General features: G+C 39.7%; 10 protein-coding genes. 3 read left to right on the top strand and 7 right to left on the bottom strand.

What is annotated here, in order from left to right; genetic code table 11:
* The first annotated feature begins 60 nt into the window (after nucleotides 1-60).
* Entirely contained in the window at nucleotides 61-537 is a 477-nt protein-coding gene (locus tag NO991_RS11215) for a hotdog fold domain-containing protein (RefSeq protein WP_054551784.1), read from the top strand.
* On the opposite strand, the gene NO991_RS11220 is transcribed toward NO991_RS11215, so the two are convergent.
* The 5 genes from NO991_RS11220 to NO991_RS11240 form a co-directional block, all read right to left on the bottom strand.
* Entirely contained in the window at nucleotides 534-1,016 is a 483-nt protein-coding gene (locus NO991_RS11220) for a polymer-forming cytoskeletal protein (RefSeq protein ID WP_054551783.1), read from the bottom strand. The genes NO991_RS11215 and NO991_RS11220 overlap by 4 nt on opposite strands.
* Entirely contained in the window at nucleotides 1,006-2,157 is a 1,152-nt protein-coding gene (locus NO991_RS11225) for a M23 family metallopeptidase (protein ID WP_300545734.1), read from the bottom strand. The genes NO991_RS11220 and NO991_RS11225 overlap by 11 nt, the downstream gene beginning before the upstream one ends.
* Nucleotides 2,158-2,307: 150 nt before the next feature.
* Complete coding sequence (gene fahA / locus NO991_RS11230) at nucleotides 2,308-3,621, bottom strand: fumarylacetoacetase (protein ID WP_300545731.1); 1,314 nt, start codon at nucleotides 3,619-3,621, stop codon at nucleotides 2,308-2,310.
* A 143-nt stretch (nucleotides 3,622-3,764) separates the two neighbouring features.
* Complete coding sequence (gene hppD / locus NO991_RS11235) at nucleotides 3,765-4,811, bottom strand: 4-hydroxyphenylpyruvate dioxygenase (protein WP_055021474.1); 1,047 nt, start codon at nucleotides 4,809-4,811, stop codon at nucleotides 3,765-3,767.
* Between the two features lie 448 nt (nucleotides 4,812-5,259).
* Entirely contained in the window at nucleotides 5,260-6,723 is a 1,464-nt protein-coding gene (locus NO991_RS11240) for a peptide MFS transporter (RefSeq protein ID WP_054551779.1), read from the bottom strand.
* A gap of 499 nt (nucleotides 6,724-7,222) precedes the next feature.
* Here NO991_RS11240 and tyrR point away from each other — a divergent pair, with 499 nt between their 5' ends.
* Complete coding sequence (gene tyrR, locus NO991_RS11245) at nucleotides 7,223-8,779, top strand: transcriptional regulator TyrR (RefSeq protein ID WP_054551778.1); 1,557 nt, start codon at nucleotides 7,223-7,225, stop codon at nucleotides 8,777-8,779.
* Between the two features lie 63 nt (nucleotides 8,780-8,842).
* Here the strand turns inward: tyrR and NO991_RS11250 are convergent, their stop codons facing one another.
* Nucleotides 8,843-9,331 carry a hypothetical protein gene (locus tag NO991_RS11250; RefSeq protein WP_054551777.1) on the bottom strand — a complete coding sequence of 163 codons (489 nt, stop codon included), beginning with the start codon at nucleotides 9,329-9,331 and terminating at the stop codon, nucleotides 8,843-8,845.
* A gap of 110 nt (nucleotides 9,332-9,441) precedes the next feature.
* Here NO991_RS11250 and NO991_RS11255 point away from each other — a divergent pair, with 110 nt between their 5' ends.
* Entirely contained in the window at nucleotides 9,442-9,972 is a 531-nt protein-coding gene (locus NO991_RS11255) for a thioesterase family protein (protein WP_194441699.1), read from the top strand.
* 60 nt (nucleotides 9,973-10,032) lie between these two features.
* Here NO991_RS11255 and NO991_RS11260 read toward each other — a convergent pair whose 3' ends face one another.
* Nucleotides 10,033-11,274, bottom strand: coding sequence for a DUF642 domain-containing protein (locus tag NO991_RS11260; protein ID WP_054551960.1), 1,242 nt, complete (start codon nucleotides 11,272-11,274; stop codon nucleotides 10,033-10,035).
* Nucleotides 11,275-11,479: the final 205 nt, after the last annotated feature.

Below are 11,479 nucleotides of genomic sequence, written 5' to 3' on the forward strand. Positions count from 1 at the left end.
GCTATCTGGTCTGATGTGTTAGTTTTTTATCTTACATCATAAAAATAATGGATAAACGTCGTGAGCTCACCATCATCATTATTAAAAATTTGGACTAAGTGTCAGTCACTGCCGAAAGGTAACTGGTTGTTTAGTAAAGCCGTGTGCTTTAAAGCACCTTACTTTGGGTCTATAAAGCCATTGATCACAAATTTGACTGCTGGGCATTGCAGTGCAATTGTTAAAAATCGCCGCGCAATCCATAATCACATTGGTACCATCCATGCAATTGCACAGTGCAATGTGGCAGAGCTTTGTGCTGGCTTAATGGTTGATGCAACTGTGCCGGCAAAAACGCATCGCTGGATCCCAAAAGGCATGACAGTGAACTACCTAGCAAAAATTGATACAGACATGCGTGCAGTTGCACAGATAGACGTGCCGAGTGAGTGGCTAGAAAAGCAGGATTTGCTTGTGCCCGTTAAGGTTTACAATAGCCGCGATGAACTTGTCTTCACCGCGGATATTACTATGTATGTAACCGCCAAAAAACGTTAAGACTTATCAGCGGCTTGTTTGTTTACAAACGACAAGTCGTTGTCATCATCAGCCAATATTGAAGTACTCGTTTGTTCTTCAGGCTTAATAGGCGCCACATTATCTTCTTCATGACGATGTTTTAAGCTGCCTTCAATGATAGCTCCGGCTTCAATACTTAAAGTGTCGTGAAATACATCACCATGGACTTCAGCAGTACTTTCAATTGTCACTTTGTTGGCAATGAGTGAACCAATGATTTTACCTTTAACGACCACACTGTCTGCTTCGATAACACCTTCAATCATACCTGTGTGACCAATCACTAAGTGTTTAACATGTAAGTCGCCTTCGATACGACCATCAAGTTGAACCTCACCTTGGCTGGTAAGGCTACCTGTTAAGCGTACGTCTTCAGAAATAATAGAAGGAGTATGGTTGGTTCTTTTTAATGATGAGCCAGACGAACTAGCTGTTGATTGTTTTTTTTTACCGAACACGAGAAAGCGCCTTTGTTATTTTAACTGGATTGACATGTTTGCCATTCACTAAAACTTCGTAATGTAGGTGGGTACTGGTACTACGGCCAGTACTACCCATTAAACCGATGACATCATCTTTAGTTACTGTTTGGCCTTTTTTAACCTTAATTTTATTAAGGTGGCCGAAGCGAGTAACGAAGCCATTTTTGTGTTGTAGTTCGATAAAGTTGCCATAGCCGCCATTACGACCTGCACGAAGTACGGTGCCATCGGCTGGAGCAAAAATTTCGGTTTTATGCCAACCGGCTAAATCAACACCTTTATGAAAAGCACGGCGGCCATTCATTGGGTCTTTGCGTAAGCCAAAACTGCTAGAAATATAGTAGTCAGCAGCAGGGAGTGTTTGTGGTAACTCACTCAGCAAGTTTTCTAGGTTGTTTAACGCTAGTAAGTTGTCGGCAATTGCTAGAAATTCAGCAGGAATTCTTGATTCGTCAAACAAGTCTAACGGGCCACCCTGGGCTGTGTCTGAGCTTTCAAGTATTGAGGTATTGGCTAGACTGCTATCAAGACCAGCCCCTTCGAGCATGGCAACAATTTCTTGATGGCGTAATTTGATTTGTTCATCTAGCACTACGAAACTACGATTATAAGCCGCATCAAGACGTGCCAAACGCTCAGTCATACTTTCTAAGTGTTTTACTTGTTTTGGTTGCTGCTCATCTTCTAAAGGAGCATGAAAATCTTCAGCATTTTCTTTAATCGGTAAAAGTAGAGGTTCAGCATCGTTTGGCAAGGTGGGTTTGTTCATCGATTCTGGTAGTGATTCAATCATGCTTTGCAATAGCGCTTGTTTTTGCTCAAGAATGGCTAGTTGCTCTAATTGTTTTTCATAGGCAGCTTGCTGTTGAAAGTGCTGCTTTTTCCACTCTTGCTGCTTGGTAACCTGTTTTTGCTCAATGCTGGTTATCTTGTCTGCTTGTGAAATGATTTGAAGTGTTGAGATACTAAGCCAAGCAATGGCTATTAAAATAACCATTAAGGTCGTCAATTGTAGCCAAGGAGCTAATACCAAGTGTTTTACTTCGCCATTTTGACGGATCAACAGCTGTCGAGCTGGAAAAAACGTGCTATAAAAAGACTTAAGTTTAACTAACATGGCGTACAAAATTTAACTAATAACCGAGTTAAGATAGCAACCTCAGTTAAAAAAGCCAGCAAAAAATTGTAACTCAGCTGAAAAAGCACAAAAAAAAGGGCAAAAAATGCCCTTAATACTTGTTCTGGAAATAAAAATAGTGAGTTACTTTTATTTAGCAGGTAGCACGGTTCCTTCAACTGAACCAAAACCAATTCGTGCAAAACCGTCTTTTTCGCACCAACCACGCATGATTACGTTGTCGCCGTCTTCTAAGAAAGCACGTTGCTCACCATTAGTAAGGGTGATCTTTTCTTTACCACCGCGAGAAAGCTCTAATAATGAACCTGCTTCTTCGTGCTCAGGGCCTGATTGCGTACCCGAACCTAACATATCGCCTGGTTGAAAGTTACAGCCATTTACAGTGTGGTGAGTCACCATTTGCGCAACTGTCCAGTAAGAGTGCTTGAAGCTTGATTTAGATACTTGTGTTGGTGCTTCGCCGGCTGCACGCATCTTTTCAGTTTCGATTTGTACATCCATCTTGATATCAAATGCACCAAACTCACGGTTATGAGCTGACTCTAAATAATCCATTGGTTGTGGATCGTTTTCGTCACGTGTCCAGTTTGTTCTAAATGGTGCCAGTGCTTCTGTCGTAACAATCCAAGGTGATACTGTCGAAGCGAAGTTTTTCGCAAGGAATGGACCAAGCGGCTGGTATTCCCACGCTTGTAAATCACGTGCAGACCAGTCATTAAATACACAGAATCCAAATACGTGGTTTTCAGCATTTTCGATGGCAATCGCATCGCCTAATTCATTACCTTTACCAAGGTAAATACCTAACTCAAGTTCGTAGTCTAGGCGTTTACACGGGCCGAATGATGGTACTTCTGCATCTGGCGCTTTAGTTTGACCGTTAGGGCGGTGGAACGTTTGACCAGATACATCAATTGACGATGAACGGCCGTGATAACCAATTGGTACCCATTTGTAGTTAGGTAGAAGTGGGTTATCAGGGCGGAATAGACTACCTACTGCTGTTGCGTGGTAAATAGAGGTATAAAAGTCAGTGTAATCACCAATACGGCACGGTAGTGAAAATTCGATGTCAGCTTGAGCGATAAGCGCTTCGCTTAATTGCGCTTGCTCAGTGGCACCTTCACGAAGTGCTTTTGATAACGCTAGACGCAGTGCAGACCAATACTGCTGACCAAGACCCATAAATTCATTGAGTGTAGCTTGGCTTGCAGCTTTAACGGCAATCTGTGCATCACCAGAGAATAAACCAAGTTCATTTACTTTTGCTAAGTCGATAACTTGATCACCAATAGCTACAGCGCCACGGAACGCTTCATCTGAATTTTTACGACGTACTTCTGCAAAAGGAAGGTTTTGAATTGGGAAGTCACAGTTCGCTTCGTTAGCAGATGCAACCCAGCTTTTTAGATTAATATCGTGGGTTTCGTTAATTAGGCTCATACTCTTTCCTTATTGGTTCGCGCTGATTTATTAGTTATCTATATGGAGGCAATCAACGCAATTTAAACAGTTAGTTTAAAACAGAATTTAAAACGACAAAAAGCAGCGTGTTAAACGCTGCTTTTTAAGCGCAATATGGCGGTTTAGATTACACCACGACGCTCTTGATCACGTTCGATTGACTCAAAAAGGGCTTGGAAGTTACCTTCACCAAAACCGCCGTCATCTACACGTTGGATCATCTCGATGAAGATAGGACCAAATAGGTTCTTCGAGAAAATTTGCAGTAGATAACAGTTTTCGCTTTGGCTATCTACAAGGATTTGATGCTTACGGATCTTCTCTTTGTCTTCTTTAACCCAAGGCACACGGTCAAAAATGGTGTCGTAGTACTCTGGGATGATATCTAGTGTCGCAATCGTTGATTGGTCAAGCTTATCAAGTGAACTTACTAGGTCATTCGTTAGGAATGCTAAATGCTGTACACCCGGACCATTGTACTCATTTAAGTACTCATCGATTTGGTTGTTGTTGTTATCTTTACCTTCATTGATTGGAATCGAGAAAGTGCCACACGGCGATTTTAGTGCGTAAGATAATAACGCTGTTTTTTGACCTTTAATGTCAAAGTAACGAACTTCAGTAAAACCAAATACGTCTTTATAGAAGTTAGCCCATGTTTCCATCGTGCCTTTATAAACGTTATTGGTTAAATGGTCGATACGGATGAAGCCTTTGTCTTCAACAATGTTTTGCTCGCTTAAATCTTCAAAATCTGACTCATAGATAGAACCTTTGTCGCCAAATTGCTCGATGAAATAAATTAAGCTGTCGCCGATACCGTAAATAGCAGGGTATGGTAAGTTTTTGTGAGTTGAGTCTGTCGCAGGTTTTGCACCGCGCTCAACAGCAACTTCGAATGCTTTTTGTGCATTCTCTACACGCCAACCCATAGAACAGATTGCTGGGCCGTGGCTTTTAGCAAATTCAGCAGAGAAACCTTCACGCTCATTGTTCAGTAAGAAATGAATGTCATGTTGGTTGTAGTAAACGATGTCTTTACCTTTGAATTTTTTTAGCTTTGAGAAGCCAAAATCAGTAAACACTTTGTCCATGTAATCTGCATCAGGTGTTGCGTATTCAGTGAATTCAATGCCCATTAGGCCTAACGGATTATTTACTTCGCTCATTGTCATTACTCCCGCAATTATAAGCACTGCGCTAAAAAGAATTATTGTTATGTAATGAGCGGATGATTAACCAGAAATTCAATTTGGGGAAGAGCACAGCGTTATTTAGCCAAAGTCCCTTTTGTAAATTTAATGAGACAATGGTTTTAATTTCATCATGTGAAGTGAAAATAGTAAAAATAAAGATCAAAAAGAGTAAATAAAGCGCCGTTAATAAATATTTAATGAACTGATATTTATAAGCTTTTTTGTATTTTATTCGTTTTGTTTTCGCCAAATAAAGTTAGAGTGAATGTATCGAATTGTTTACAAAGTTAGTGGTTGTCAATTTCAGTGAATATTTAAATAGGGAAGTCGAAAGTACGAAATGATATCGAGTGTAGTTTACTAGTAAAGATCTAACGGCGGGAAGTACGTAGCCCCACAGCATAAACTGTGGGGCTTAAGGTTACTGTTTGTCAGCAGTAATCTCTAATTCTTCTTCGAGAATTTCTAACTCATCCTGAGAGGTATCAGCATCATGCATCCAATCAACAAGTTTGTCTGCCAACAGCCATAAACAAATACCTGCGATGAAAGCCATAATTGCTACACCACCAAAGGTGTTTAGAGGGCCACTTTCACCTACAAGCTGACCAATTGATGCTGCTGCGTAGTTGCCTAAACCAGAGAATAGGAACCACATACCCATCAATAGTGAGGTAAACTTCAGCGGAGCGAGCTTAGATACCATTGATAATCCAATTGGTGATAGACATAGCTCACCCATTGTGTGGAATACGTATGCCATAACTAACCAGATTACATGCGCTTTTGTATTTGCATCATCACCAATTTGTAAGGCTGCACCTACCATAGACACGAAGCCTAGGCCTAGGAATAACATACCAAGAGCAAATTTACGCGGAGAGTCAGGCTCCTTATCTCCCATGCGGATCCATACACTTGCGAAAATTGGGGCTAAAATAATAATGAAGATTGGGTTAACAGCTTGCAACCAACTTGCTGGCATTTCCCAACCAAAGAAAACAAGGTCAGTTTTATACTTTGCAAATAAATTCATTGAACCTGCAGCTTGCTCAAAGCCAGCCCAGAATACAATAGTGAAAAAGCTCATGATTAATATAACTTTAACGCGATCACGCTCTTCAGAAGTTAAAGGTTTGTTTGCAGCCTGTGCGTCATCACCTTGTTTAGCTGATGGAACTTTACCGATATCGGCAAGATATTTATTAGATAATGCTAACTGTAAAATTACACCAATTAACATACCAACACCTGCGGTTAAGAAGCCGTATTGATAGTCAAACTTTTCACCAATTGAGCCTACAACGAAATAACCTAAAATCGAACCAAGGTTAATACCCATATAGAAAATTGTGAATGCACCGTCACGACGCTTATCAGTTTCAGTATAGAGGTCACCAACCATTGTTGAGATGTTTGGCTTAAAGAAACCATTACCAACAATTAGTAATGCTAAACCAAGGTATAAAAACTCTTTTTCTAGACCTTCGATCATACCGTGAGGTGTACCAAGTGCAAATTGGCCTAAAGCCATCACAACACCACCAAATATAATAGCTTTACGTTGGCCAGATACATTATCAGCAAACCAGCCACCGATAACTGGTGTTACGTAAACTAACATTGCATAGAGGCCTAAAATACTCAATGCATTAGAGTTTAATGCTTTTTGGTAAGCTTCATCAGCACCTGCAGATAATGGGTCAATACCAAAGTAGGCCATATCCCAGCCCATAGCAGCTGCAGTTGCGATTGTTGATAAATAAAGCACGAAAATACCGCGCATACCGTAGTAGCTCATACGTTCCCACATTTCTGTAACGAACAGTAAGAAGAGCCCTTTCGGGTGACCCATAAAGTCACCAGCTTTTGGTAGAGAACTCATGAATTATACTTCCTAATTTTAATTGTCGTTGGCCTTATATTATTGCTTTGCTCATTGGTTAATTAATATTGATGAATGAGTGGCCATGTTTTTTTGATGCAGCTAAGATAATGGTTTGTTGCTCAAGTTATGAACTTAAGGGTATAGGACACACCCTTATCCTAGCTACAAGTGCGCTACAGTATACATAGACCTCTTGGTCAGGGGAAGATCTTGCGGTAGGTACACCATTTGTTGCGTTAACTTAACCTTACCAAATACAACCAATTTAAGATTACTTGATACTTGTCAGTAATACTTAGCAATTCATTTTAAGTTTATGTGATGAGTTATTTTTGTTTGGGTAGGTGTAATTCATTGCAATGAAAGCGGATCTTTTGGCATCTGGATAGCTGAGCAAGTACTTTAAATTGTCCAAAATTGTTTACAATAGACTATTCAGCCGCTAGTAGTTAGCGTATTATTCTCATACTATAGGTTCCCGTTTTTTGAGGATGTAATGCGTTTAGATATCCACTGTGCTGACCGAATCGGTATCGCACAAGAGATTCTCAATATCTTAGTAAGTTATCAGGTTGACTTAAAAGGTATTGAAGTAGATTCGGTTAATTGTCGTATGTATGTCAGTTTTCCTCCTATTGAATTTGAGCAATTCCAAAAGATCATGCCTTCTATTCGCTTAATTGACGGCGTGATGGATGTTCGCACAACTGCATTTCTACCTTCTGAGCGAGAGCATAATGAGTTAAATACATTACTGCGAGCATTGCCTGATGGTGTGATATCTATTGATGCTAAAGGCTGGGTGCGATTATGCAATGATGCAGCTTGTCGCGATTTACAGCTATCTGAAAGTGAAGTTATAGGCGCTAATATTAATAACTTGCTGAAAGGCTTTAACTTTACTCGCTGGTTAGAGGGTAAAGAAGTACTTGGTCAAACAACGCGTGTAGAAGTTGCTGGCGAAGATTTTATTGCTGATATTCTTCCTATTTCAGTTCCACAAGGTGCTGAAGGGGATGTGTTAGCAGGCGCCGTTATTAACATTAAATCGCAAAGTCGACTTGGTCAGCAAGTGAGTGCCTTTCGTCGATATGGCCAAGAAAGTTTTGCGACAATCCATAATTTTAGCACTGCAATGCGTCGTGTTGTTCGTGAAGCTCGCAAAATGGCACAGCTTGAAGCGCCAATTTTGATAACTGGTGAAACGGGGACAGGTAAAGAACTACTTGCACGGGCTTGTCATTATGCATCTAACCGTTCAGTAAAACCCTTTATTGCTTTATCGTGTGCATCGTTACCTGATGACGTGGCTGAGTCAGAGTTATTTGGTTATGCGGGCTATGAAGAAAACGCGGCACCAAAACGTGGCGTTTTGGAGCAAGCCGATGGTGGTACGGTGTTTTTAGATGAAGTTGGTGAAATGTCGACTCAATTGCAAACTAAGTTGCTGCGATTTTTACAAGATGGCACATTTCGCAAAGTCGGTGATGAAAACGAAGTAAAAGTGAATGTACGTATTGTTGCTGCAACGCAAAAAGACTTACCGGCCATGGTGCAAGAGGGGACATTTAGAGAAGATCTTTATTACCGGATTAATGTTTTGACCTTAGAAATTGCGCCATTACGTGACAGAAAAGCTGATATAGGCCCGTTAGCAGAACATTTTATTCAAAAGTATGCCCAACAAAATGGTCATTCTGTGCCTGTGATGTCTGAAGATTGTTTACGCTTTTTACAAGATTATCCGTGGCCGGGTAACGTACGCCAATTAGAAAATGCGATTTACCGTGCGGTGTCGTTGTTAGATGATAACGAACTGCGTATTGAACATTTGCAGTTACCAACCTTTACTCATGATTTAGGTTATCTTGAGTCTGACTTTGAAGGAACTTTAGATCAAGCGGTAAAACGCTTTGAAGCGACCTTACTTCGTAAGCTCTATCCGGCTTATCCTAGCTCTCGACAGCTTGCTAAGCGATTAGGTTTGAGCCACACCGCAGTGGCAAACAAACTTCGAGATTATGGCATTAACCGTAAGACAGTGAAGGTTTAAAAGTAACCCCCCACAATAATCGTGAATTAAGCAAAAAGCTTGGGTGAAAAGCCAAGCTTTTTGCTACTGTTTGGTACCCATATCCTTGGTGACACCATCAATGGCAATATTTTTGATACCGTCATTGTCAAATTTGATAACAATACTTATGTTATTGCGGGCAAAAAAGTAATCTCGGTTATCTAGGCTTATAACATAATCGCCTTTGACTGAGTCGCTAAATTTGCGCTTTTCAAGTTTTAAGGAGTGATCTGCTATTTGCCAATTGAAGCCTTCAATAAAGCCATTATTAAACTCTTGTACCCAAACTTGTTGTTCGTCTTTACTCAGTGTAATCGCAACGGAGTATGACTCAGGCAAAGACATGTCATAGCTTTTATCACCAATAGTGAATTTTTCGGCAGTTTGTTGCCAAGCAAAACCAAATTTAAAATCTTTTTCCACACCCGTTGGGTATTTTAAAGTACCGTTACCTGGAAAGTTGAAGTCAGCATATGCTGAGCCGGTAAATAAACTTGCAGAAAATAGAGTTACCAAACTGAATAGTTTCATTAGGCTTATCTGTTTTTATAATAATATATGCACAGATTAGAGCAGAATATTCGCCTTAGCAATATGCTGTGATACACTTTGTGAATTATCAACTGGTTAGACCTTTTATTGTGAATCTATATTTTCGACTAATATTATTGTTTTTTAAAATCAAACGTAATCGTGACTATCAAGGTTTACTCGACACGATTGATATTGAATTCAAAGCACTGCCGACTGATTGCGATATTAACTTGCACCTGACTAATTCTCGTTATTTAGCAATGATGGATTTGGCGCGTACTTGGATGACAGAAAGAGTAGGGTTGCTTCAACATATTATGAAACGTCGTTGGTTCCCGATCGTTAATGCGACTGCAATTACCTATATTCGCGATATTAAACCAATGCAAAAATACACTGTTAGTACGCGTTTAGTTGGCTGGGACCATAAATACTTTTACATTGAACAAAAGTTTCACTCTGAGCGTGGATTGCATGCGATTGCCTATGTACGAGGGGTATTTAAACGTAAGAAAGGTGTTGTGAGCGTTGAAGAAATGCTTGAAGTTGCTGGGTTTGAAGGTGTAGCTCCTATCTTGCCAACAGAAGTAATGCACTGGAAAGAAATGTTAGAGCAAAAGAAACTCACAAATAAGTGATACCCAAGATAAATAAAAAAATGCCAGCTAAGCTGGCATTTTTATGGTTTTAAACACAGTTTACTCTGCAGCGCAAACTGCTTCACTAACAAATGTTAAGTCATTAACATGCGAAGGACCATCCATTACAAACGTTGCTTCTGCAGTGTTTTGGTCAAGTGAGTAGATTTTAGCATTTTCACCACTTTCGCGGCCTGAAACATAAATTGTACCATCATCTGCAATCGCAATACCTGATGCCCAATTTACACCATGCTCACCAACAAGTGTCAATTCTAAGCTACCTTCATCTAGCGTATAAAGTGCTTTACCTGTTAACACGTAAAGTACGTTAAAGTCATTTGAGTAAGCAATATCACCATCTGAGAAAGTATCACCAGGGTAAGATAGTTTACCAAGAACTGTCTTATCACCTGTTTCTAAATCAAAGTCGTACATATATGTCTTACTTGTTGCACGAAGAGCAAGACCATCAGCGGTGACTGTTGAGCGGTAAATAGGGAATGAAGTCGCATCAACTACTTCCGCTTGTTGGTTAGTTGCTAAATCTAAGCTGTAAATTTTAGATGCTTTGCTGCTCTTATCTAGTTGCTCCATGAAATAAAGCACACCGTCTTTACTTGCAATATTTGAAGCTGTGTTATTTAGGCCTGCAACAATAGTGACAGAGCTTGAAACTGGGTTGAAATGATAAACATAGCCCTCAGTTTCTGAACCGAAGTTATTAATACCATATAGACCTGTTTCAACTGCACAAGGTTCTGGAATTTCTGTTAATGAAACATTATCAAGAAATGCGCCTAAAGAGTCTGATTTACCAGCACCAGCAAAGCTCAATACTGAACTAGTATCGTTTGCTTCTACAGTAAAGCTATATTTAGTCCAGCCTTTTGTGCTGCTATTAATGGTCGCTAATTCATTACCATTCCATAAAACTTTGGCAGCGTTTGTTGTCGCATTACCTTCAACACGCGCAGAGTAATAAAAAGTAAGTTCGTACTTTTTACCTGCTGAAGTAGCTACGCTCTGTGAAATTGAATAGTTAGCAGTTGAGTCTAGTTCCAGAAGTTGATTACCATCTTGAGCTGGAACAATACCTAATTTGTTAGTTTGTAACTCAAATTTAGCATTGTTACTACGGCTCCAGTTATCGATATTACTGAATAACTGCCATTGTCCACCATGGCCAGTTACTGTGTTATTTTCAAATGACCCGTTTTCAACTAGGTTTGTGCTTGCCATTGCCATACCAGATGCGATAGCTAAAGGTAACACTGCTAATTTAGAAACTAAGCTTTTCATGACAGTCTCCGAAGTTGTTAACATAAAATTAATATTTAATAGTATCATTTTACTGCTTTTTGCTGGTGTTTATCAAATAGGGAATAGATCTAAATTTATACTTTTTTAATTTTTTATATTAATCATTTGATTTTTAATAAGAATTTAGTTTGTAGGAAAATTCTGATTTTTCGATGGGAAAATAATAAAAAACGCAAAGCAATCC

It is taken from the genome of Pseudoalteromonas sp. DY56-GL22, from assembly GCF_041414715.1.
Taxonomy (GTDB): Bacteria; Pseudomonadota; Gammaproteobacteria; order Enterobacterales; family Alteromonadaceae; genus Pseudoalteromonas; species Pseudoalteromonas simplex.

Bases quoted from the DNA above. Each gene is read 5' to 3' on its own strand.
- NO991_RS11225 (WP_300545734.1), bottom strand. From the start codon at position 2,157: ATGTTAGTTAAACTTAAGTCTTTTTATAGCACGTTTTTTCCAGCTCGA.
- fahA (WP_300545731.1), bottom strand. From the start codon at position 3,621: ATGAGCCTAATTAACGAAACCCACGATATTAATCTAAAAAGCTGGGTT.
- hppD (WP_055021474.1), bottom strand. From the start codon at position 4,811: ATGAGCGAAGTAAATAATCCGTTAGGCCTAATGGGCATTGAATTCACT.
- NO991_RS11240 (WP_054551779.1), bottom strand. From the start codon at position 6,723: ATGAGTTCTCTACCAAAAGCTGGTGACTTTATGGGTCACCCGAAAGGG.
- tyrR (WP_054551778.1), top strand. From the start codon at position 7,223: ATGCGTTTAGATATCCACTGTGCTGACCGAATCGGTATCGCACAAGAG.
- NO991_RS11250 (WP_054551777.1), bottom strand. From the start codon at position 9,331: ATGAAACTATTCAGTTTGGTAACTCTATTTTCTGCAAGTTTATTTACC.
- NO991_RS11260 (WP_054551960.1), bottom strand. From the start codon at position 11,274: ATGAAAAGCTTAGTTTCTAAATTAGCAGTGTTACCTTTAGCTATCGCA.